The organism is Alistipes putredinis DSM 17216, assembly GCF_000154465.1.
Lineage (GTDB): Bacteria > Bacteroidota > Bacteroidia > Bacteroidales > Rikenellaceae > Alistipes > Alistipes putredinis.
The window spans coordinates 113,873-135,130 of record NZ_DS499581.1 but is presented as its reverse complement, the minus strand read 5'-3'; the positions used below and the strand labels follow the sequence as shown (position 1 = coordinate 135,130).

Genomic DNA, 21,258 nt, shown 5'->3' with positions numbered 1-21,258 from the left:
CTATGTTTCTGATTATCGTCGATTACAAGAAGCCGCTCGAAGAGGTGGAGCGCTACCTGGCGGAGCATTGGGCTTTTCTCGACCGTTATTTCGCTCAGGGCAAATTGCTTTGCACCGGGCCGCAGAATCCCCGTACGGGCGGTGTGATCGTTTCGAAAGCCGCGAATCGTGCGGAAGCCGAAGCCTTTACGCGGGAAGATCCGTTCTTCCGGCATGAGATCGCAGATTATACGATCGTCGAGTTCGAACCGACCAAGTATCTTCCCGGATTCGAGAAATTTCGGTAGTAAGCAAATAAACAGGAGCGCCCGCGACTAATCGCGGGCGCTCCTGTTTTCGGAAAACGGCTGTGGAAAGTGTTGTAAACCGTTTTGATCCGCCTCTTCGTAACGTTTTGGAAGAAAGGCGGTCGTTTGACTCTTCTCCTGTATCGGATAGGGGTTGTTTCGTGTATTTTTTTGCGGCTTTCCGGTTGAAGTTCCTGGTGTCGTTGAGTGGTTCGGATGCTTCTGGTCCGGGGTGCTCTATTATCCCCGTACGTAGTGCGGCATTTCGGCGGGAATCGGCATCGACAGTTCGATGATACCGCCTACGGTGCCGTCCTCGCGGCGCCAGGCTGTTTGGTAGATCATTTTGCGGATCCCTTTTTTCTCGATGGTGTAGGCATTCGTGTCGCCTTTTTCGAGGATGCGGGCGATGATCCCCTTCGAGCGCTCGTTGTGGCAGGGGAGCATGCTTTTGCCGCGATACTCTCCATTGACGGAGATAGATTGCTTGTTCTGGTAAATTACCACGCCTTCGGTGTCGCATACCGTTACGGCGCAGTTCGTGTCGTCAGCCCAATTAAAATTCATAGTACTATTCTGTTTTTATAGTTTCTTCGGTTGTAGAAAGCGAGGTCGGGACTGTATTTTATTGCGAAATCTTGACCAGTTGTTCGCGGTAGGCGGTCATGATTCGCGATTTGGAGATGTAGCCCAGGTAGTGTTTCTCCTTGTCCACGACGGGTAACACCCAGACGTGGTTTTCGTCGAAACGGCGCAGCACGCTCTGGATCTGTTCATGTTGCAGGATCGTGTCGGGGGACAGGAGCATGTAGCGTGTAATCGGGTTGCCGTACTTTTGCGGATTGAACAGGTCTTCCCGCACGTCGTTCAGGCGGACGATGCCCAGCAGGTGTTTTTCGTTGTCGAGAACCGGGAAATAGTCGTCGTGACGCTCCCGGGACATGATCTGCACGATGTCGCCCAAAGTCTGGGACGGGTGGATGTAAACCCCGTCGTCCTGAATCAGGTCGTCGAGCCTCAGAAAGACGAAGACCGATTCGTCCTTGTTGTGGGTGATCAACTCCCCGTTCTGACGCAGTTGCTTGGTATAGATCGAGTCGGGATCGAGGTAGTAGTCGATGGCGAAGGCGATGCAGGCGGTGATCATCAGCGGGATGAAAAGGCCGTAACCGCTCGATAGTTCGGCGATCAGGAAGATCGAGGTCAGGGGGGCCTTCATCACGCCCGACATTACGCCCGCCATACCTACCAGGGTGAAAGAAACCAGCGACAGGTTCCATCCGAACAGGGTGTTGCAGACCAGCGCCGTGATAGCGCCCATGAATGCGCCGACGAACAGCGAAGGGGCGAACGTACCGCCGACGCCGCCCGCAGCGTTGGTCGAGGCCATAGCGATCACTTTGAAGAACATCGTGCCTACGATGAAGAGAATGACCACCCAGTCGATCTGACTGAAGCGGTAGAAGAGCGAGTTGTTGAACAACTCGGTCGTGTTGCCGTGCATGAGCGACATGAAACCTTCGTAGCCTTCGCCGTAGAGGGGCGGGAAAATGTAGATCAGGATGCCGAGTACGGCTCCGCCGATCAGCCACTTCTTGTAGGGACTGTCGATCTTTTTGAAGAAGGCGCCCACCCGGGCATTGACCGTGGTGAAGTAGTAGGACATCAGCCCGCAGAAGATACCCAGCAGGACGAAAAGCGGAATTTGGTTGAGCCGGAACGCATCGTCGGGAGTCAGCGAGATGGCGATGATCGGATCGAATCCCCGGATCGTGAGGGCGACGGCGGCGGCCGTGATCGAAGAGATCAGCAGCGGTACGACCGTGCGCGAGGTGAGATCGAGCATCAGGATTTCGAGCACGAAGACCACGCCCGTGATCGGGGCTTTGAAGATGGCTGCAAGGGCCGCCCCGGCTCCGCAGCAGAGCAGCAGGGTGGTGTTTTTGTAGTTCAGGTGGGCCAGGCGGCTGATGTTCGAACCGATGGCTGCGCCCGTCAGGACGATCGGGGCCTCGGGACCGACCGAACCGCCGAATCCGATCGTTGTCGCACCGCCTACGACCGAAGTCCAGCAGTTGTGGGAGGCAATGTACGAGTTTTTACGCGACATGGCATATAACACGCGTGTAACGCCTTCCGAAATATTGTCTTTGACGACGTATTTGACGAAAAGCGAGGCCAGGATGATACCGATGACCGGATAGAACAGGAAGAGAAAATGCGACTGTTCGACGGGGAACCAATGGGTCAGCCCTGCTTTGATTCCGTAGAGCAGCAGTTCGAACAGGCAGGTACCCAATCCGGCCAGAACCCCTACGATGATGGCCAGCAGCGCCATGATCTGCGTACTGGTGAACCGTTTGGTAAGCTCCAGGAAACGGATGTAGATACGTTCGCCCCAATCCGCGATCGTCTGCGGTGTTATGCGTTTGAACATTTCGGGTACCTTGTCTGCTGGTTATGCGCGTTATCGCTGTTGCTGGTATTGGCGAGCCTGCTCGGCGATCAGCTCCTTGTCGTCGAAGTAGTCGATCCGCATGGCGTGGCGCACTTCGCCGAGCGTTTGCGCGGCTGTTGCCCGGGCATGCTCCGAACCTTTGCGCAGAATTTCATAGACCTCTTCGATGCGGCCTTCGTACTGCTTGCGGCGCTCGCGGATCGGCTCCAGCGTTTCGTTCAGCACGGCGATCAGGAACTTCTTGACCTTCACGTCGCCCAGCCCGCCCCGGCGGTAGTGCGCCTTCAACTCGTCGAGCGAGGCGTAATCGGGCAGGTATCGCTGAAAATGTTCCGGGCGACTGAAGGCGTCCAGGTAGGTGAAGACGGTGTTGCCCTCGACCTTGCCCGGGTCCTCCACCCGCAGGTGGTCGGGATCGGTATACATACCCATCACCTTCTTCTTCACTTCATCGGCCGAGTCGGAGAGGTAGATGCAGTTGCCCAGCGATTTCGACATCTTGGCCTTGCCGTCCGTACCGGGCAGACGCAGGCAGGCCGCGTTGTCGGGCAGCAGAATTCCCGGCATGACGAGTGTTTCTCCATATACGGAGTTGAATTTATGGACGATTTCGCGCGTCTGTTCGATCATCGGTTCCTGATCCTCGCCGACCGGTACGGTCGTGGCCTTGAAAGCGGTGATATCCGAGGCCTGGCTGATCGGGTAGGTGAAGAATCCTACCGGAATACCCTGGCGCTGCGATCCCTCTTCTTCGTTGCCTTCGGCGAAGCCGCGCAACTGGATTTCGGCCTTCACCGTCGGATTGCGCTGCAGACGGGCTACGGTCACCAGGTTCATGTAGTAGAAAGCCAGCTCGCAGAGTTCCGGCACCTGCGACTGGATGAAGAGCGTCGATTGCGCGGGATCCAGTCCGCAAGAGAGATAGTCGAGGGCGACCTCGAGGATGTTCTGCCGCACTTTTTCCGGGTTGTCCGCATTATCGGTCAGCGCCTGGGCGTCGGCGATCATGATGAATATTTTCTCGAATTCGCCCGAATTCTGCAACTCCACGCGGCGGCGCAGCGAACCTACGTAATGTCCCAGGTGGAGTTTGCCGGTCGGACGATCTCCGGTGAGTATGATTTTTCCCATCAGTTAAAAAGTTTCTAATAATAAATAGTCTGCAAATGTACGAAAAACTAAACCGATGGTCGAATAATAATTGCGAAGTATCGGTTTTTTTTATATTTTCGTGCGTGCAAATAAGATAAACTATGACTATCATCCAACTCGAATACCTGCTGGCGGTAGCCAATTGCGGCAGTTTCTCTCTGGCAGCGGAACACTGTTTCGTGACCCAGCCGTCGTTGAGCATGCAGATCAAGTCTTTGGAGGAAGAATTGGGCGTGGTGCTGCTCGATCGCAGCAAGAAACCGGTCATTCCGACCGAGGCGGGCGAGGTGGTGCTTGCCGAAATCCGGGAAACCCTCCGGGCTTACGATCATATCCGCGAAGCGGTCGCGGAACTCAAAGGCGAAACTTCCGGTCGGTTGCGGCTCGGCGTCATTCCGACCATCGCACCTTACCTGTTGCATAAGTTTATTCCCGATTTCGTGCGGGACTATCCCAAAGTCGAACTGGAGATTGCGGAGATGGTGACCGCCGACATCGTCGATGCGCTGCGCCGCGACCGGATCGATGCGGCATTGGTCGCCGGCGGAACCTGCGGCGAGGGGATTCAGGAACACGAGTTGTTCGACGACAGGTTCCATCTTTACGTGTCCCGGGAGAATCCGCTTTTTGAACGCACGAACGTCCGTATCGAGGATATCGACCTCAAGGAGCTGGTGCTGTTAAGTCCGGGGCATTGTATGCGTGACCAGATCATCGAGCTGTGCCAGGCCAAACGGGAGGTCCCCTCGCACTATACGTTCGAATCCGGTTCGCTCGATACGTTGATGCGGATCGTCGATTACACGCACTGTGTGACGATTATCCCCGAAATGGCCGTGGAATACATTCCTGCGGAGCATCGTTGTCAGGTCAAAACGCTGGCCAAGGGGGCTACTTCGCGCAAGATCGCCGTGGCCGTGCGCCGGACCTATGTCAAAAGTTCGATCATCAAAGCCTTGATCGATACTATTTTGTCGAAAGTTTCCCGCCAATAGGGATTCGGGACGGATATTTGCAGAGTAAATTTTCGGATATTCTCTTGTATCTTTGCGGGAAGCGGGATGCGTTCGGCATAAAAAAACAAACGGGTTTGTTTTGTTCTGCCCTCATTTTCGCTACCTTTGCAAAGTTGTATTGACCGGTAAATTCAAACTATGGAAAAATTGACAGGCACGATAATTCGTGCAATCCAGGATAAAAAGGGTAAAAATATCGTATCGTTGGATCTTTCGAAAATCGACGGGGCGATCTGCTCCTGCTTCATCGTTTGCAACGCCGACTCCACCACGCAGGTCGCTGCGATCGCGGCGGGTATCGAGGAGCAGGTATTGGAAACCCTCGGCGAGAAGGTCTGGCGCGTGGAAGGACAGCAAAATGCGCTGTGGATCGCTATGGACTACGTGGATGTGGTGGTGCATATTTTTCAGACAGAATTGCGTGAATTTTACAAATTGGAGGAGCTGTGGGCCGATGCCCCGGCGACCCGTTATGAGTATGACGAATAATATTTTATGGCACAACAGAAAATAAACAACAAAATGAATATGCCGCGTCCTTCGTGGATGTGGATATACGGCGTCATCATTATTTTTATTGTCGGCTACTGGATGTTCGGACCCGGCAACGGAGTCCCGGTCAAGAGCGACTGGAATACCGTGGCGCAGATGATCGAGCAGGGCGACGTCGAAAAAATCCAGGTCGTCAATCGTGACCTGGCGGAAATCTACCTTAAGAAGGATGCTGCGGACCGGTACCGTAAGGATGCTGTTGACCCGCGTTTCCGTAATATGCCCGAAACGGGGGCTCAGCTTACTTTCAATATCGGGTCGGTGGATACGTTCCGTCAGGATTTGGATAAGGTGACGGCCGAGTCGGGTAACAAGGTGGTGCTGGTGTACGAGAACCGGGAGAATTCCTGGACATCGATTCTGCTTCAGATGCTTCCCTGGATCATTATTATCGGCGGCTGGTTCTTCCTGATGAGCCGCATGTCGCGGGGGGCCGGAGGCGGTGCTGGCGGTATTATGAACGTGGGGAAGGCCCGGGCGCAGGTGTTCGACAAGGAGAACTCGAAAAAGGTGACTTTCAAGGACGTTGCCGGACTGGAGGAGGCAAAGGTCGAGATCATGGAGATCGTCGATTTCCTCAAGAAACCCGACAAATACAAATCCATCGGTGCGAAAATTCCCAAGGGCGCGTTGCTGGTAGGCCCTCCGGGAACGGGTAAAACCCTGTTGGCGAAGGCGGTGGCGGGAGAGGCCAATGTGCCGTTCCTGTCGATTTCCGGCTCGGATTTCGTGGAGATGTTCGTGGGCGTGGGCGCTTCGCGCGTGCGTGACCTTTTCGAGCAGGCCAAGCAGAAAGCTCCCTGTATTCTTTTCATCGACGAAATCGACGCCATCGGCCGGGCCCGTGGCAAGAACGCCGGGTTCTCGGGCAATGACGAGCGGGAGAATACGCTCAACCAGTTGCTGACCGAGATGGACGGTTTCCAGACCAATACGGGCGTGATCGTCCTGGCGGCGACCAACCGGGTCGATATTCTGGACAAGGCGCTGATGCGTGCCGGACGTTTCGACCGGCAGATCGAGGTGGGATTGCCCGACGTGAAGGAGCGCGAGGAGATTTTCGACGTGCACCTGCGTCCGTTGAAGCTCGATCCGGAGCTGGACCGTACTTTCCTGGCCAAGCAGACGCCCGGCTTTTCGGGTGCCGACATCGCCAATGTCTGCAACGAGGCGGCGTTGATCGCGGCCCGTCACAATAAGAAATATGTGTCGCGCGAGGATTTCCTGGCGGCGATCGACCGCATTATCGGCGGTCTGGAGCGTAAGAACAAGATCATTTCCGACGAAGAGAAGCGGGTGATTGCCTATCACGAGGCCGGACACGCTACGGTAAGCTGGATTTTGGAGAATGCCAGTCCGCTGATCAAGGTGACTATCATTCCGCGCGGCAAGTCGTTGGGCGCGGCCTGGTACCTGCCCGAAGAACGGCAGATCACCACGCGCGAGCAGATGATGGACGAGCTGGCTGCGATGCTCGGCGGCCGGGTGTCCGAGCAGATCAATTTCGGCGAGGTTTCGACCGGAGCGCTCAACGATCTGGAGCGGGCGACCAAGATGGCGTATGCCATGGTGGCTTATTACGGTATGAGCGAGAAGGTCGGGACAATCAGCTATTACGACTCTACGGGCCAGAGCGACATGGCGCTGACCAAGCCCTATTCCGAACTGACGGCCCAGCAGATCGATGCCGAGGCTAAAAATACCATTGCCGAAGCCTATGCGATGGCGGCGGAGGTGCTCCGCAGCCATGCCGACGGTTTGAAGGAGTTGGCCGAACTGCTGTTGGAGCGCGAAGTGGTTTTTACGGAGGATGTGGAGCGTATCTTCGGTAAACGGAAAAAGGATATTCTGCGGGAACGGAAAGAGGCCGAGCAGAAGGCTTTGGCGGAGCGGAAAGCTGCATCCGGCGATGCGGAAGAGGCAGCCGGGAAAAAAGAGGTTGCGTCGGCCGAGCCCCGAAAGGACGAAGAAAAGATTTCCGGAACCGCCGCTTCCGCTGTGTCGGACGGAAAATCGTCGGCGGAAACGCCTGAAGTTTAACGAGGTTTACCCGAAAAAGGTTGAATTATGTCTGATAAAATAAGGAATCTTCTGGTGCGAACCTTGAGCGGTGCCGTCCTGACTGTCGTGGTAGTCGGAGCGGTGCTTTGGTCGCAGTGGAGTTTCGGAGTGCTGTTGCTGGCGATTCTCATCGGCGGTATGTGGGAGTTTTACCGGATGGCCCGCCGGGAGGATATTTACCCTCTCAAATGGCTCGGACTGGTTACGGGTACGGCTCTTTTCGTGGCGAGTTTCCTGCTGGCGGTTTCTGCGGAGCAGGTGGCGTTGTTGCCGAGAGCGCTTTCCGTCCTCTTGTGGTTGTTGCCGGTTTTTATTTTGCTCATACCACTGATGTTCGTCTGCGAACTGTTCCTCAAGCGTGCCCGCCCCGCCGCCGATGTGGGGGCGACGCTCGGAGGTGTCTTTTATGTGGCCGTGCCTTTGTCGATGATGGCCTATCTGCCTCTGCTGACGGGGAAGGGTGGCTGGAATCCCTGGGTGATTTTGGCCTACATCTTCATTATTTGGGCCAACGACGTATTCGCCTACCTGGTGGGGGTCAGCGTCGGCCGACATCATCTTTACGAGCGGATTTCGCCCAACAAGTCGTGGGAGGGGTTCTTCGGCGGCATCGTCGGTGCGATCGCCATGGGTTGCCTTGCCGCATGGTGGCTCGACGGTAGCTATTGGCTGTGGTGCTGTTTAGCTGCGATCGCTGCCGTGAGCGGTGTGTTGGGAGATTTGATCGAGTCGATGTTCAAGCGTGCGGCCGGCGTGAAGGATTCGGGCAATATTCTGCCGGGGCACGGCGGTTGGCTCGACCGTTTCGATGCGCTCATTTTCTCGTTGCCGTTCGTGGTCGCTTATCTGGTATTGCTGTATATTTCATAAGAAAACTTACTATCCGAATATGAAAATAAACAAGGAAGGCTACAAGATTATCGGGCTGACAGGAGTCGTTTGTTTCCTGCTTTGGGCGCTGATGTACTATCTGATGTCGCGCCATGCCGAAGCGGGACTGCTCTGGTTCGGATCCATTCTGCTTGTGCTGTTTTGGTTCTTTATCGTGGCATTTTTCCGGGAGCCGCGGCGTGTGAAGATCCATGATGCGGAGTTGGTCTTCGCTCCGTGCGACGGCCGGGTCGTAGTGACCGAAATGGTGCACGAGAGCGAATACCTCGATCGGGAGATGCTGCAGATTTCGATCTTCATGTCGATTACCAACGTTCACATGAATTGGGTGCCGGTCGGAGGTACCGTGGAGTATTTCAAGTATCATCCGGGGCGTTTCCTGGTGGCGTGGCATCCCAAGTCCTCGACCGAGAACGAGCGGACGACGACCGTCGTGCGAACCCCCGACGGCAAGGAGGTGCTCTTCCGTCAGATTGCGGGTCTGATCGCCCGTCGTATCGTTTCCTATATGAAAGTCGGCTCGAAGGTGGAGCAAAATTCGGTTTGCGGGTTCATCAAGTTCGGCTCCCGCATCGACATCCTTCTGCCGAAGGATACCGAACTGCTCGTGGAGATCGGGGATCCTGTCGTGGGATCGCAAACTCCCATCGCCCGGTTGAAGTAACTTATTGGCGGCGGTTTTCGCGTTGCGGTACGTATGAGTATTACACCTCAAACATTGCTTCGTTTTACGGTGGGGGCGGCCATTACGGCCGTCGTCCTCTTTTTGATGTGGTACTTCAGCTCCATCGTGATCTACATTCTGGTTTCGGCGGTGCTGGCCATTATGGGACGCCCGCTGGTAGCCCGGATATCCCGAGGTCGGATCGGGCGATGGCGTGTGCCGCGCTGGTGCGGAGCGCTCGTTACGCTGCTGGTGATCTGGATCGTTTTCGCGGTGATGTGCGGGCTTTTCGTGCCGCTGGTGACCAACAAGCTCTACCAGTTGGCGCACCTCGATTTTTCGACGGTGCTGACTTCTGTCGAGGAGCCGCTGCAGCGTATTCAGGATTATCTCACTCACTTCTTCTCGTTGCCCGAAACCCAGGTGTCGTTCAAGGACACGCTGATCTTGTTCCTGCAGTCGCTGATTAATTTCGACACGATCAATACGGCGTTTTCATCGGTGGTGAGTTTGGCCGTTTCGAGCGTGATCGCCTTTTTTTCGATTTCGTTCATCACGTTCTTTTTCCTGCGGGACGACGGACTTTTCTATGCGATGGTAACGGCACTTTTCCCGGATCGATACCAACAGAACGTGACGCATGCCCTCAATTCGGTTACAGTGCTTCTGTTCCGCTACTTTCGGGGGATTTTGGCCGAGAGCTTCCTGTTGATGTTGGCCGTATCGCTGGTGATGATGGCTTTCGGCATGAGGGCGCAGGATGCCTTTTTCATCGGTCTTATCATGGGGGTTATGAACGTCGTGCCATACGCCGGTCCGACCATCGGCGGTGCTGTTTCGGTCTGCATGGGTATCATCACCCCGATCGAAGGGATGTCGATCGGCCATACGATGCTGGTCATTGCAGGATCGCTGTTGATTTTGAAGGGGCTGGATGATTTCGTGCTGCAACCGACGCTCTACTCCGAGCGGGTCAAGGCGCAGCCGCTCGAGATATTTCTCGTGATCCTGATTGCAGGGTCGTTGGCCGGGGTGATAGGCATGCTGCTGGCCATACCGCTTTATACCGTGCTGCGGGTTTTCGCCAAGGAGTTTTTCTCCCAGATTTCCCTGGTGCGCAAGCTGACCGAAAAGATTTGAGGCTATGTCTGTCTGGATCGAAGGAGAGGTGATGCACGGACGGCAACTGGGCCGTGAGTTGGGATTTCCGACCGCCAATATGGAGGTTGCGGATGCGGATACGATCGAAAGCGGAGTGTATGAGTCCTATGTGGAGATCGACGGTGTGGAGTATAAGGCCATGTCGAATCTGGGGAGCAACCCCTCGGTGGGCGGAGGTCCCCGACATCTCGAAACCCATATTTTCGACTTTTCGGGCGATCTCTACGGTCGGAGACTCCGGGTCGAGCTGCGGCGTAAGATCCGCGACGAGCGCAAGTTCGATTCGCTGGAGGAGTTGCAGCGCCAGATCGAACGGGATCGCAGCTGTATTTTGAGTTCGGAGAATCGGCGGCGATGACCGTGCGGCGGTTTATGCCGTTTTTCGGCCGGAGGCCGTGTTTACCGCTTTGTGGCTTCGATTCCCTTCGGCGGGAGTCGGTGTCGCAATGCGGCCGACGAGAGCCGACGATTCGGCAAGAGATTATGTATAATTGATTAAATGATAAAAAGTATGTTTTTGGATTTGTCCCTGCCTTACAAAGTGGCCGATATGTCATTGGCCGAATGGGGCCGGAAAGAGATTGAGATTTCGGAGCACGAGATGCCCGGACTGATGGCCATACGCCGCAAGTACGGCCCGCAGAAACCGTTGAAGGGCGTGCGTATCATGGGGTCGCTGCATATGACGATTCAGACCGCCGTGTTGATCGAAACGCTGGTCGAGCTGGGCGCCGACGTGCGCTGGTGCTCGTGCAATATTTTTTCGACGCAGGACCATGCGGCGGCGGCCATCGCCGAAGCGGGGGTTCCCGTCTTTGCGTGGAAGGGCGAAACGCTGCCCGAGTACTGGTGGTGTACGGCGATGGCCATGTCGTTCCCCGGCGGGAAGGGCCCTCAGTTGATCGTCGATGACGGCGGCGATGCCACGTTGCTGATCCACAAAGGATACAAGGCCGAAAACGACGCTTCGACGCTGGATTACGAACCGTCGTCTTACGAGGAGGAGGTCATTCTCGATACGCTGAAGAAGATTCTGGCCGAAGATAACGGCAAATGGCACCGAACGGTAGCCGAGTGGCGGGGTGTGAGCGAAGAAACGACGACCGGCGTGCATCGCCTTTATCAGATGCAGGAGGCGGGCGAACTGCTCGTTCCTGCGATCAACGTGAACGACTCCTGCACCAAGTCGAAATTCGACAACCTGTACGGTTGCCGCGAGTCGCTGGCGGACGGTATCAAGCGGGCGACCGACGTGATGATTGCCGGCAAGGTGGTGGTCGTTTGCGGTTACGGCGATGTCGGCAAGGGCTGCGCCCGTTCGATGCGTTCGTACGGAGCCCGGGTCATCGTTACGGAGATCGACCCGATCTGCGCTTTGCAGGCCGCGATGGAGGGTTTCGAGGTGAAGACCGTCGAGAGTGCTCTGGCCGAGGGTAATATTTATGTGACCTGCACGGGAAACTGCGACATCATCACGCTCGAGCACATGCAGCGGATGCGCGATCAGGCCATCGTCTGCAACATCGGCCATTTCGATAACGAAATCCAGATGGCCCGTCTTGAGGCTTCGGATGCCGTGCGTACCAACATCAAACCGCAGGTGGATAAGTTCACCTTCCTCGACGGCCATTCGATCTTTATCCTGGCCGAAGGTCGCCTGGTGAATCTGGGGTGCGCTACGGGACATCCTTCGTTCGTGATGAGCAATTCGTTCACTAACCAGTGTCTGGCGCAGATCGAGTTGTGGCAGAAGAAACTGGAGGTGGGAGTGTATCGTCTTCCTAAACATCTGGACGAGGAGGTTGCCCGGCTGCATCTGGATAACCTCGGTGTGGAGCTTACGCAGCTTACGAAAAAACAGGCCGACTATATCGGCGTACCGGTCGAGGGTCCTTACAAGGCCGAGCATTATCGGTATTAAAAATAGATCGGGTTCCGTTCGGTGCCCGAAAATAAACCCGGCGTCAGTTTATCTGACGCCGGGTTTATTGTTTCGGGCTGCGGGCGATTGGTCGAGTAAGGTGCATCCGAAACAGGACGTACCGCTTGCTTTGCCTCCGGGGAAAGGAGGATAAAAAACGTCTTCGGAAAAATCCGAAGACGTTTTGAATGATCGGGTCGGTGGAATTAATAGCCGAACATCTCCTTTTGGCTCACGATCTGTACCGTGCCCAGCTTGCGCAGGTAATCCTGGTCGAGGTCTTTCAGGTCGCCGAGGATGCAATAGGTGTATTTGCGGTCCTTGATCCACTGTTCCTGGGCGGCTTTGAGGTCGGCGAAGGTCATGTCCTGGACCTTTTCGAAGATGGCTTTGTTGCGGTCTTCCGTTACGCCCAGATCTTTGTTGGCGATGTATTTCCAGAGCACTTCGTCCTTGATCGTACGCGAGGTCCGCAGATTGGTCAGTACGGCTTCTTTGGCCAGTTTGAAGGCTGCTTCCGATTCGGGCATGTTGTTGATGATCTCATCGAATGCGTCGATGGCCTGGGCCATTTTGTCGTTTTGCGTGGCGATGATCGCTGCGAAAAGATAATTGTCGTCCAGGTAGCTCGGATTGATCCACTCCGTGAAGGCCATGTAAGCCAGGCTGCGGGATTCGCGCATCTCCTGGAAGACGATGGCTCCCATGCTGCCGCTGTTGTATTCGTTGTACAGTTTCAGAGCGGGATCGACCGCTACGTCGAATTTTTTGCCCAGGTTCGAGTACTGGAGGAAGTAGAGCTGCGGCGCGTTGTAGTTGGCCAGGCAGACCTTGTTCTGTTCCGTAGGCTGGAACGCGATATTTCCCCGAGTCAGCGGTTCGAGCACTTCCGGCGTTTGGTGGTGTGCTTTCAGGTCGGCGAGCAGCCCGGCTTTGTCCTTAGGACCGTAATAGAGGATGGTGTGCTGCTTTTTCAGCAGGTCGCGGACCTTGCCGATCAGTACGTCCGACGTGAGCGCTTCGAGCTGCTCGTTGTTGAGGGTCGTGCGCTGGATAGCTTCTCCGCCGAAGAAGGCGAAACGCTGCAAGGCTGCGAAATTCGCTTCCTGGTTCAGTTTGTTGTCTGCACGTTTTTTCAGCAGGTCGGCCTTGTAGTTGGCGAGAATCTCTTCGTCGCCCTGTGCATTGGCTACCAGGTCTTCGAAGATATCCATGACCTGTCCCATGTTTTCGCTCAATCCCTTGAAGGTTATCGCACAGCGGTTCTGACTGGCCGACAGGTCGTAGTAGCAGGCGATGTCGTAGAGTTCGGATGCGATCTCCGCAGCTGTCTTGGCCTGGGTGCCGAGGTAGTCGATATAAGCGAAGGCATTGTTGAGCGCCGGATCGTTCAGCACGCCGGTATCGAAGAGGTAGGTCAGCGAGAAAAGGTCGTTGATGTCATTTTTCTTATAGAGGACTTCGAGGCTGGAATCGGTTTTGAAAATCTCCATATCGCGGTTGAAATCCACGAATACGGGTTCGATCGGAGTTACCGTCGAATTTTGAATTTCGGTCAGGAATGCACTCTGGGTGTCGCGGTTCATCTGGATCGGGGTGAGGGCCGGTTTGGCGATCTTCTGCACGCTGGGGTCCTCTCCCTGGCGTTTGTAGATAATGCCGTAATTCTCGGTGCCGAGTTTTTCATTGGCCCAGGCCACCAGTTGTTCCTTGGTGATGGAGCCGATGCGGTCGAGCTTGGTCACTTCGTCGCTCCAGGGAATGTCGTTGTAGAAGGACGAAAGGTACATTTCGACACGTCCCACGTTCGTCTCTTCCTCGCGCATGGTCGATACTTTCAGGTTGTTTACGACCGCCTTGATCAGCTCTTCGCTGAATTCGCCGTTGCGGAGTTTCGCTACCTCTGCGAGCAACAGATCCCGGACCTCGTCGAGGGTCTGACCCGCTTTCGGAAGACCTTGCAGCACGAGGGCTCCGTAGTCGGCCCGCTGATCCGGGTACGAGAAGGCGTCGAGTACTTTCTGTTGCTGCATCAGGTCGAGGTCGATCATGCCGGCCTGTCCGTTGTAGAGGATCCGGCTGGCCAACAGCAGGTATTCCGCATCGTCCGATGCGGCGTTGTCCGTGCGCCATGCCAGCGTTACGTTCGCGGCGTCGGGACCGTAAACCTCCTTGACGATGGGTTTGGTGATCGGGGCTTCGGGTTCGAAGGCGAGCTGCGGGATATTCTCGTTCGGCTGCATATCGCCGAAATATTTGTCGATCGTGGCGATCATCTGGTCGGGATCGAAGTCGCCCGAAAGCAGGATGGCCATGTTATTGGGCACGTAATATTGCGTGTGATAGTTCTTTACGTTGGTAATCGACGGGTTTTTCAGGTGTTCCTGCGTGCCGAGTACGGATTGTTTGCCGTAGGGGTGGTTCGGATAGAGCACTTCGCCGATCGTGGTGTAAACCTTACGGTTGTCGTCCGTCAGGGACATGTTTTTCTCCTCGTAGATCGTTTCGAGCTCGGTGTGGAATCCGCGGATCACGACGTTCTTGAAGCGGTCGGCCTGGATCCTGGCCCAGTTCTCGATCTGGTTCGAAGGAATGTTTTCGATATAGACCGTCCGGTCCATCGAGGTGTTGGCGTTGGTTTCCAGAGCACCGATCGCCGACATCAGTTTGTCGTACTCGTTGGGGATGGCGTATTTCGAAGCTTCGTAGCTGATGCTGTCGATCTGACGGTAGATTGCCGCACGCTCCGCATCGTCGGTCGTCTTGCGGTAAACCTCGAAGAGCTGTTCGATCTGGTCGAGCAGGGGCTTCTCGGCTTCGTAGTTGCTCGTGCCGAACTGTTGGGTGCCCTTGAACATCAGATGTTCGAAATAGTGGGCCAGACCGGTCGTTTCGCTCGGGTCGTTCTTGCCGCCGACTTTCACGGCGATGTAGGTTTCGATGCGCGGTTCTGCCTTATTGACGCTCATATAGACTTTCAGTCCGTTATCCAGCGTGTAGATACGGGTCTTGAGCGGGTCGTTCTTGACCGTTTCGTACGTGTACCCGGATGAATCGGTACAGGCCGTGGTAAGCAGCGCGAAGGCCGTTGCCGCGATTAATAACAGAAATTTTTTCATACGGTTTATATTTTAGAATGTTGTTACGATCCAGTTTTTTACGACAGGGTAGGTGTCCGACCAGACGAGGCAGATCATCCAGATGGCGGCTACGAGCTTCAATCCCGTACCTGCGATGAAGGCGAGGAAAGAGCCGAAGCCCGAACGGAACGCCTTGGCCGAGTCGCTGCGGTCGTGGATTAGCTCGCCGATGACCGCGCCGAAGAAAGGGCCGAGGATGACGCCGACCAATCCGCCCGCGAAAAATCCGGCGATCATGCCGACGGTCGCCCCGATCGACCCTGCCCGCGTACCGCCCACCAGACGTGCGAAATAGCCGGGCAGGAAGTAGTCGATGACCGAAACGGCCACTGTCACGGCCAGCCAGATCCAAAGTGTCGCGGACGATATTTCGGAATAGCTGCAAAAGGAGGCGCAGAGTAATCCCACGTAGCTCAACGCTACGCCCGGGATGATCGGAACGATACATCCGACGATGCCTGTGATCGAAAACAGGAATGCTGCGATCGAAAGCGCTATGTCCATAAAAATGCGGCCGGCAAAATAGGTTGCATCGTTTTTTTCGGTTCTCCGTCAGGCTGTGCCGAACTTGTTTGGCGTATGTCCTCGCTTTTCGGGAACTTTTATGCAAATATATGGGTTATCGACTGCGTCACCAAATATTTAGGGGCATTTTTGACGGTTCGTACCGCGTATGAAAAAATCCTGCCGTTGCGGGGCAGGATTTTCGATCGTTTGCCGGAGTTTTCTACCGGATCAGCTTGTTGGTTTTCGTATCCGGGAATATCACCCAGGGCTTGAAGGCTTTGGCTTCTTCGAAATCCAGCAGGGCGTAGGAGGCGATGATTACGACGTCGCCCACCTGCACCTTGCGTGCGGCAGGGCCGTTCAGACAGATCGCACCGCTGCCCCGCTCTCCTTTGATAATATAGGTTTCGAGGCGTTCGCCGTTATCGACGTCCAGTACCTGTACTTTTTCGCCTTCGATCATGTTGGCCGCATCCATCAACTCCTCGTCGATGGTGATGCTGCCCACGTAGTTCAGGTCGGCCTGTGTGACCGAAACGCGGTGTATTTTGGATTTGAGAACTTCGATCTGGAATTTCATCGCAATTTGATGTTATCGATTAAACGAATATCTCCGGCCTGTACGGCGATGCAGCCCTGTATAGCCGGGCTCTCTTCCCAGGTGCGGACCTGCTGCATGGTCGCCGCATCTACGACCTGAAAGTAGATTACTTTCAGCAGCGGATTGCTCTCTACCTGTGCCGTAACCCAGGCTGCGAGCTGGTCGGGTGTCGTCTGATGGGATTTTTCGACCGCAGCCTTCAATACCTTATATATATAAGGGGCCGCCGTCCGGTGATCCGTATCGAGCAGGGTGTTGCGCGACGAAAGCGCCAGCCCGTCCTCTCCGCGCACGATCGGGCAGGGGATGATCTCGACCGGAATGCGCAGTTGGCGTACCATTTCGCGGATTACCGCGATCTGCTGGAAGTCCTTCTCGCCGAAATAGGCTTTGGCAGGTTTCACCAGATCGAAAAGCCGACTCACGACCTGTGCCACGCCGTTGAAGTGGCCGGGTCGGGTCGCACCCTCCATCACTTTGTCGATCATGCCGAAGTCGAACGTGCGGGTGTCGGGTTCGGGATATACCTCCTCGACCGAAGGCATGAAAACATAGTCCGCACCGACCTCTTCGAGCAGGCGCAGGTCGGCTTCCGGGGTCCGGGGGTAATTTTTCAGGTCGGTTTTGTCGTTGAATTGTGTCGGATTGACGAATACGCTCACCACGACGGTCGCACACTCCCGGCGTGCGCGTTCAACCAGCGAACGGTGTCCTGCGTGGAGCGCACCCATGGTCGGGACGAATCCGATGCCGGACCGGTTCCGGCTGCCGAGTGCCCGGCGCAGTTCCTCGCTGTTTGTGATTGTTTCCATTTTCTTGGTTTGAAAAGTTAGTCGTATTGACGGCGGCAAAGGTAGAAATAACAATTAAGAATCGGAAGAGAAAAATTCAAAAAATGGGAAGAGCGCTCCATCTCTCCGAATCCATGCGGTCGAAAGGCGATTCCGGGTTTGGCAGGTTTCTTGCGGATACCAGGTAGAAACTTAAATTCGTATTATTATGGCAGATAAAATTTATGATGTCGGTCGATTCCGACACTCCATCGACAATTGGCAGCTCTCCATGTTGCTCGGTATTATTTTCTTCATCGTGGGCATCGTCGTCTTTTTCGAGCCGGGCGGCACTTATCTCGCGCTTTCCGTGCTGTTCGGGATCGTCGTGATTCTCTCGGGCGCTTTCGAACTGTATTTGGGTACGAAGGCTCCCACCGGGTCGGGCATGGGATGGTACATCGCAGGCGGTGTAATCGAAATCCTGCTGGGTATCCTGCTGCTGTGCACCCCGTCGATGCTCTTCACGATCCTGCCGTTCGTGCTCGGCTTTTGGCTCCTCTTCCGGGGATTCATGGCCGTCGGCGTCGCCAGCGAGATGATGGGTGTGGGTATCAAGGGCGCCGGCTGGACGATGACGCTGGGTATTCTCGTGATTATTTCCGCGTTTCTCGTTCTGTTCAATCCGATTATCGGTGTCGGTGTAGTCGTGTTCTGGGTGGGATTGTCCCTGCTGCTGGCCGGTGTCGATTTGATTGCACACGCTGTCACTCTGCGGCGGTTGCGCAAGGAGCTGTAACGGTCGATAATGTTCCGATTCGTCTTCGGCCTGGCAATATTTTGCCGGGCCGAAGCGTTTTTTATACAGATTCCCGATGAATTCCCGGCAGCACGATCAGAATGTCTTCGATCTGTCTTTTGTTCTTTATGTCAAAAAATTGTTAGAATATAGCCGTTGGTTTCATTTTTTTGTTTATCTTTACAATAATTTTAAGAAAAGACTTGAAATAGAGGTGTCGCGGCGTGCCGTTTTCTGCCGGGAGAGAGGAAGCGTCAGGGAATTTATAGTATTGAAGAATGAAATAAACGGAGAAGGGCTTGTGCGGTTGAATATGCGGGCTGTCGAATACGGCCCGATAAAACGGAGCCCACTATCTGCTTCCAAAACGGATACGGTCCTTGAACGGATGTCGGAAGCGGCTTTTCAAGATATTATTTGATGTACTTCCTTGGAGGCGTAGTGTCTCGAGTCCTCTCCGGGGAGGGCCCGCGGTAGCAGAATTACAGATGCACCCAAGTCACGAATAGGTGACCATTAGATAATGGTACATTACTATATGATATGATTGCAGTTAAAAAATAGAACTACTTTTATTCATCCGAAGGAGGGGCGGTTTTGATCGTTCGGCCCCGAGTTCATAAATTAATTAATTTAGGGATAGTCATTTAATTCCTTCAATTTGAATTAACCAGCAGACTTTCCCTTATTTTTCCGATCATACTCATCGTTTTTTATATCATCGGCTCTGTTTTTAGGGCCGATTTTTTCATTTTCAGTCACGTCTGGAGCTACCACTCCCGTAAAGTCGTGTTCCATGCGTGGAACATCAGGCTGCAAGAGCTACTTGGACTGACTCTCGTCTTGCAAGGTTTACCACATTTGCTGTGTGGATACCGAAGAAGATCAGCATGATCTCTGTCGATTTTATCCTTGCAGCAATCTTTCGCAGACCATAATGCTCCTTCTGAGTTCCAAAAGAGCCTTCCATTGCTGTAGCTCGAACGCGTGCAAGTTCTCGTTTAGTAGCGTTCTTAACTTCATTCTTTCCAGTTCGTCCTTTCTGAGTGAATGAGGTTTCAATACCATTCTCCTTGCAGAAAGTTCTGTTGTCATTACCCGAGTAACCCTGGTCGCCACCTATCTTTTTTACATCAACGCCTGTAAGTTTCTTCGACAATGACACACAGTGCTTAAGTCTCGTTCCTTCATTGAATGCATTGAATGATAGCTTCTCAATAAACGATATTCCGTCAATCAATATGTTGTTGCACTTCGCTCCAAATTCGACTATCTTGGTCTCCTTGCCTCTGACTATCGGTCTGATGTAAGGCTTGCTGAGACTTACAATACGGTTAGGGATACTCTCACGAGAGTCACCACTCTTGAAGTGGTTCTTCTGCTGACGATATACCCTTGTGACAGTCTCAAGCATATCCAACTGCTTGTAATTCAATAGTTCTTCATCCGGATGGACGCGCATCTGTCTGCGGATTTCTCCCAGTATCTTGCCCAGCAATGCAAGCAGTCTCATTATCATCTTTCTGGTCTGCTTATGAGTATGTTTGCGCTGCTTCCTATATGCCAGGTTCGCCTTGTCGATATCATTGTACTTTGTTCTCATTCGATGCTCACCAAGCTGAGAACTGATACCGCACATCATCTTGTATGCTCTATCTACACATTCCCAAAGCAACTTCACGTCAGTTGGAAAGCGCATCAGGCTTTCATAGCAGCTGGCATCTGTATAGACAGTATCAAGGTTCTTCATGTACGGCTTCCATGCATCTGCAAGTACCTTCTGCTGCTCCTGAATCTTCAGTTTCTTGGACAATTCTACCAGAATGCTGTCGATCAGCTTGTAGTTTGTCAACTGGTTCTCAGGACTGATCCTGATCCCGCAGAAGATCTGATAATGGATGTTTCCATTCAACGCATCCATCAGCTTCGGAGCTGACAATCCTGTATACATCTTCAAGAACGCCAACGCCACCTTGCCCTCAGGTGTGAAGAAGGACTTTCGTCCTCGCTTCACTCTCAAACTCTTCGGCTTCTCTTCTACTAAACCGAACGATATCGCCATCTCTCGAAGAGGAAGAAGTGACTTGATCCGTCCAAGTTCCGATGTTTTGAAGCTCTCTTCGTATCGCTGATAAAAATCAAACTCTGTAAATGCAATCTCTTGCTGAATGTCAGATAAATTTCGTACTTTTGCCATGAGTTATTTTTGCTCATTTCCTCCGAAAGTCACTTTTCCAGGGTGTTCGGAGGAATTTTTAATTCCTGTAGCTAAGATATGAAATTTTTATCACATTGACAATCAATTTGTTATAATTTTAAGCCTATTTCGCGACTGTCCCTAATTTAAGCCCCTCTGTAAAAGGAGTACAAAACACGATGAATAAGTTGAATGTTCTGAACGTTTCGGATGCGAATAAATTCGCGTTTATTAAAGGTAATCGTCCTACCGACGAAAAAGCAATTAAAGTAAAAAAGGATTCTATTTCCGAGCATGGGATATTGTGTCCCATTACGGCGGTGAACGGTGAAGAGGTCATAAAATCAAACGGTCATCTGACCGATTTGGACGGCAACGATATTGCCGATGAACATGCAAAGGATTATTACGCTGTTTTGGACGGTCAGCACCGTCTGAAAGCCTACCTTGAATTAGGCTTGCCGCTTGAAGATTTAGTAGTCATTGAACCGCTGAATAAAAAGATTGCCATTGCATTACTCATTGCCGAAATGAACATTTGCACGAAAACGTGGAAAGGTTCCGACTACATGGCAGCCCCCGCAATGGCCATTAAGGAAACAAATGCGGCCTTTGATTTTGCTATGGAATTGCAACGACGCAATTTCCCGCTTTCGACAATCTCGCTTTGGGCGTGTGGCAACAACAAACTCAAAGCCAAAGATTTGGTGGCAAGTCTTAAAACCCGTGAAATGCCCCAATGTCTGCAAGAGGCTGACGGGTGGTGTGCCAAGAGCCGCAAATGGTTTGAAGCGGCAAGTGAAAAATTCACGGCTAAATTCCTCGCTAAAAAGTATTTGATTTCATTCATCCAAGACGGTTACAATGTAGCCGAAGATGCTGCGGCCTACACGCTTGAAATAGAGGAGAAATTAAAAAAACTTGCCCAATGGCAGGCGGATAAAATCCAAAATGCCCGCAAAACCTCTACGCAGACACAAGAACAAGTAATCCTTGATCTGTTACGGGAACATCTTTAATTGTTCGGTCGTTTAGCCGAACCGAAAAGGGGACGATTGCCATTATAGCAATCGCCCTCTTT

Annotated in this window: 20 protein-coding genes; 12 read left to right on the top strand and 8 right to left on the bottom strand. The window is 53.6% G+C overall.

What is annotated here, in order from left to right; translation table 11 throughout:
- The first annotated feature begins 2 nt into the window (after positions 1 to 2).
- Positions 3 to 287 carry a YciI family protein gene (locus ALIPUT_RS11595; protein ID WP_004330193.1) on the top strand — a complete coding sequence of 95 codons (285 nt, stop codon included), beginning with the start codon at positions 3 to 5 and terminating at the stop codon, positions 285 to 287.
- Positions 288 to 527: 240 nt separating this feature from the next.
- Here the strand turns inward: ALIPUT_RS11595 and ALIPUT_RS11590 are convergent, their stop codons facing one another.
- Genes ALIPUT_RS11590 through trpS form a run of 3 tightly spaced genes read right to left on the bottom strand, consistent with a single transcriptional unit; the run spans position 528 to position 3,876 of the window.
- The gene (locus ALIPUT_RS11590) at positions 528 to 854 is read right to left on the bottom strand and encodes a PAS domain-containing protein (protein ID WP_004330192.1); all 327 of its coding nucleotides are present in this window, start codon (positions 852 to 854) and stop codon (positions 528 to 530) included.
- Between the two features lie 58 nt (positions 855 to 912).
- On the bottom strand, positions 913 to 2,724 hold the full coding sequence (locus tag ALIPUT_RS11585) for a chloride channel protein (RefSeq protein ID WP_004330191.1): 1,812 nt from the start codon (positions 2,722 to 2,724) through the stop codon (positions 913 to 915).
- A gap of 30 nt (positions 2,725 to 2,754) precedes the next feature.
- Positions 2,755 to 3,876, bottom strand: a complete 1,122-nt coding sequence (gene trpS, locus ALIPUT_RS11580) for a tryptophan--tRNA ligase (protein WP_004330190.1) — start codon at positions 3,874 to 3,876, stop codon at positions 2,755 to 2,757.
- 122 nt (positions 3,877 to 3,998) lie between these two features.
- Between trpS and ALIPUT_RS11575 the strand changes: the two genes are divergently transcribed.
- The 8 genes from ALIPUT_RS11575 (at position 3,999) to ahcY (ending at position 12,163) form a co-directional block, all read left to right on the top strand.
- A complete protein-coding gene (locus tag ALIPUT_RS11575) occupies positions 3,999 to 4,892 on the top strand; it encodes a hydrogen peroxide-inducible genes activator (RefSeq protein WP_004330189.1) in 894 nt (297 codons plus the stop codon).
- A gap of 159 nt (positions 4,893 to 5,051) precedes the next feature.
- A complete protein-coding gene (gene rsfS / locus ALIPUT_RS11570; RefSeq protein ID WP_004330188.1) occupies positions 5,052 to 5,402 on the top strand; it encodes a ribosome silencing factor in 351 nt (116 codons plus the stop codon).
- A gap of 6 nt (positions 5,403 to 5,408) precedes the next feature.
- Entirely contained in the window at positions 5,409 to 7,505 is a 2,097-nt protein-coding gene (gene ftsH / locus ALIPUT_RS11565) for an ATP-dependent zinc metalloprotease FtsH (RefSeq protein WP_004330187.1), read from the top strand.
- Positions 7,506 to 7,532: 27 nt separating this feature from the next.
- On the top strand, positions 7,533 to 8,396 hold the full coding sequence (locus tag ALIPUT_RS11560; protein ID WP_004330186.1) for a phosphatidate cytidylyltransferase: 864 nt from the start codon (positions 7,533 to 7,535) through the stop codon (positions 8,394 to 8,396).
- Positions 8,397 to 8,415: 19 nt separating this feature from the next.
- The gene (locus tag ALIPUT_RS11555) at positions 8,416 to 9,081 is read left to right on the top strand and encodes a phosphatidylserine decarboxylase family protein (protein ID WP_004330185.1); all 666 of its coding nucleotides are present in this window, start codon (positions 8,416 to 8,418) and stop codon (positions 9,079 to 9,081) included.
- Between the two features lie 33 nt (positions 9,082 to 9,114).
- Positions 9,115 to 10,221: an AI-2E family transporter gene (locus tag ALIPUT_RS11550; RefSeq protein ID WP_004330181.1), complete on the top strand. Its 1,107-nt coding sequence runs from the start codon at positions 9,115 to 9,117 to the stop codon at positions 10,219 to 10,221.
- A 4-nt stretch (positions 10,222 to 10,225) separates the two neighbouring features.
- On the top strand, positions 10,226 to 10,600 hold the full coding sequence (locus tag ALIPUT_RS11545; RefSeq protein ID WP_004330180.1) for a riboflavin kinase: 375 nt from the start codon (positions 10,226 to 10,228) through the stop codon (positions 10,598 to 10,600).
- A gap of 153 nt (positions 10,601 to 10,753) precedes the next feature.
- A complete protein-coding gene (gene ahcY, locus ALIPUT_RS11540) occupies positions 10,754 to 12,163 on the top strand; it encodes an adenosylhomocysteinase (protein WP_040293983.1) in 1,410 nt (469 codons plus the stop codon).
- A 206-nt stretch (positions 12,164 to 12,369) separates the two neighbouring features.
- On the opposite strand, the gene ALIPUT_RS11535 is transcribed toward ahcY, so the two are convergent.
- The 4 genes from ALIPUT_RS11535 to panC all read right to left on the bottom strand — a co-directional run bounded on the left by ALIPUT_RS11535 (position 12,370) and on the right by panC (position 17,223).
- On the bottom strand, positions 12,370 to 15,282 hold the full coding sequence (locus ALIPUT_RS11535) for a M16 family metallopeptidase (RefSeq protein ID WP_004330178.1): 2,913 nt from the start codon (positions 15,280 to 15,282) through the stop codon (positions 12,370 to 12,372).
- Between the two features lie 12 nt (positions 15,283 to 15,294).
- Positions 15,295 to 15,807 (bottom strand): DUF456 domain-containing protein, encoded by a 513-nt coding sequence (locus ALIPUT_RS11530; protein ID WP_004330177.1) that lies wholly within the window; start codon positions 15,805 to 15,807, stop codon positions 15,295 to 15,297.
- A 223-nt stretch (positions 15,808 to 16,030) separates the two neighbouring features.
- On the bottom strand, positions 16,031 to 16,390 hold the full coding sequence (gene panD, locus ALIPUT_RS11525) for an aspartate 1-decarboxylase (protein ID WP_004330176.1): 360 nt from the start codon (positions 16,388 to 16,390) through the stop codon (positions 16,031 to 16,033).
- A complete protein-coding gene (gene panC / locus ALIPUT_RS11520; RefSeq protein ID WP_004330175.1) occupies positions 16,387 to 17,223 on the bottom strand; it encodes a pantoate--beta-alanine ligase in 837 nt (278 codons plus the stop codon). The genes panD and panC overlap by 4 nt, the downstream gene beginning before the upstream one ends.
- A 187-nt stretch (positions 17,224 to 17,410) precedes the next feature.
- Here panC and ALIPUT_RS11515 point away from each other — a divergent pair, with 187 nt between their 5' ends.
- Both ALIPUT_RS11515 and ALIPUT_RS11510 read left to right on the top strand, forming a co-directional pair.
- The gene (locus ALIPUT_RS11515; protein ID WP_004330174.1) at positions 17,411 to 17,980 is read left to right on the top strand and encodes an HdeD family acid-resistance protein; all 570 of its coding nucleotides are present in this window, start codon (positions 17,411 to 17,413) and stop codon (positions 17,978 to 17,980) included.
- 76 nt (positions 17,981 to 18,056) lie between these two features.
- Positions 18,057 to 18,401 carry a hypothetical protein gene (locus ALIPUT_RS11510; RefSeq protein ID WP_004330173.1) on the top strand — a complete coding sequence of 115 codons (345 nt, stop codon included), beginning with the start codon at positions 18,057 to 18,059 and terminating at the stop codon, positions 18,399 to 18,401.
- Positions 18,402 to 18,788: 387 nt separating this feature from the next.
- On the opposite strand, the gene ALIPUT_RS11505 is transcribed toward ALIPUT_RS11510, so the two are convergent.
- A complete protein-coding gene (locus tag ALIPUT_RS11505) occupies positions 18,789 to 20,177 on the bottom strand; it encodes a transposase (protein ID WP_004328501.1) in 1,389 nt (462 codons plus the stop codon).
- A gap of 179 nt (positions 20,178 to 20,356) precedes the next feature.
- On the opposite strand from ALIPUT_RS11505, the gene ALIPUT_RS11500 reads away from it, so the two are divergent.
- The gene (locus tag ALIPUT_RS11500; RefSeq protein WP_004330172.1) at positions 20,357 to 21,196 is read left to right on the top strand and encodes a ParB/RepB/Spo0J family partition protein; all 840 of its coding nucleotides are present in this window, start codon (positions 20,357 to 20,359) and stop codon (positions 21,194 to 21,196) included.
- Positions 21,197 to 21,258: the final 62 nt, after the last annotated feature.

Coding starts and splice junctions, on each gene's coding strand:
- ALIPUT_RS11515 (WP_004330174.1), top strand. CDS start 17,411: ATGGCAGATAAAATTTATGATGTCGGTCGATTCCGACACTCCATCGAC.
- ALIPUT_RS11575 (WP_004330189.1), top strand. CDS start 3,999: ATGACTATCATCCAACTCGAATACCTGCTGGCGGTAGCCAATTGCGGC.
- ALIPUT_RS11550 (WP_004330181.1), top strand. CDS start 9,115: ATGAGTATTACACCTCAAACATTGCTTCGTTTTACGGTGGGGGCGGCC.
- ALIPUT_RS11505 (WP_004328501.1), bottom strand. CDS start 20,177: ATGGCAAAAGTACGAAATTTATCTGACATTCAGCAAGAGATTGCATTT.
- ALIPUT_RS11590 (WP_004330192.1), bottom strand. CDS start 854: ATGAATTTTAATTGGGCTGACGACACGAACTGCGCCGTAACGGTATGC.
- ALIPUT_RS11500 (WP_004330172.1), top strand. CDS start 20,357: ATGAATAAGTTGAATGTTCTGAACGTTTCGGATGCGAATAAATTCGCG.
- ALIPUT_RS11585 (WP_004330191.1), bottom strand. CDS start 2,724: ATGTTCAAACGCATAACACCGCAGACGATCGCGGATTGGGGCGAACGT.
- ALIPUT_RS11510 (WP_004330173.1), top strand. CDS start 18,057: ATGAATTCCCGGCAGCACGATCAGAATGTCTTCGATCTGTCTTTTGTT.
- rsfS (WP_004330188.1), top strand. CDS start 5,052: ATGGAAAAATTGACAGGCACGATAATTCGTGCAATCCAGGATAAAAAG.
- trpS (WP_004330190.1), bottom strand. CDS start 3,876: ATGGGAAAAATCATACTCACCGGAGATCGTCCGACCGGCAAACTCCAC.
- ALIPUT_RS11560 (WP_004330186.1), top strand. CDS start 7,533: ATGTCTGATAAAATAAGGAATCTTCTGGTGCGAACCTTGAGCGGTGCC.
- ALIPUT_RS11555 (WP_004330185.1), top strand. CDS start 8,416: ATGAAAATAAACAAGGAAGGCTACAAGATTATCGGGCTGACAGGAGTC.
- ALIPUT_RS11595 (WP_004330193.1), top strand. CDS start 3: ATGTTTCTGATTATCGTCGATTACAAGAAGCCGCTCGAAGAGGTGGAG.
- ALIPUT_RS11535 (WP_004330178.1), bottom strand. CDS start 15,282: ATGAAAAAATTTCTGTTATTAATCGCGGCAACGGCCTTCGCGCTGCTT.
- panD (WP_004330176.1), bottom strand. CDS start 16,390: ATGAAATTCCAGATCGAAGTTCTCAAATCCAAAATACACCGCGTTTCG.
- ALIPUT_RS11545 (WP_004330180.1), top strand. CDS start 10,226: ATGTCTGTCTGGATCGAAGGAGAGGTGATGCACGGACGGCAACTGGGC.
- ahcY (WP_040293983.1), top strand. CDS start 10,754: ATGTTTTTGGATTTGTCCCTGCCTTACAAAGTGGCCGATATGTCATTG.
- ALIPUT_RS11530 (WP_004330177.1), bottom strand. CDS start 15,807: ATGGACATAGCGCTTTCGATCGCAGCATTCCTGTTTTCGATCACAGGC.
- panC (WP_004330175.1), bottom strand. CDS start 17,223: ATGGAAACAATCACAAACAGCGAGGAACTGCGCCGGGCACTCGGCAGC.
- ftsH (WP_004330187.1), top strand. CDS start 5,409: ATGGCACAACAGAAAATAAACAACAAAATGAATATGCCGCGTCCTTCG.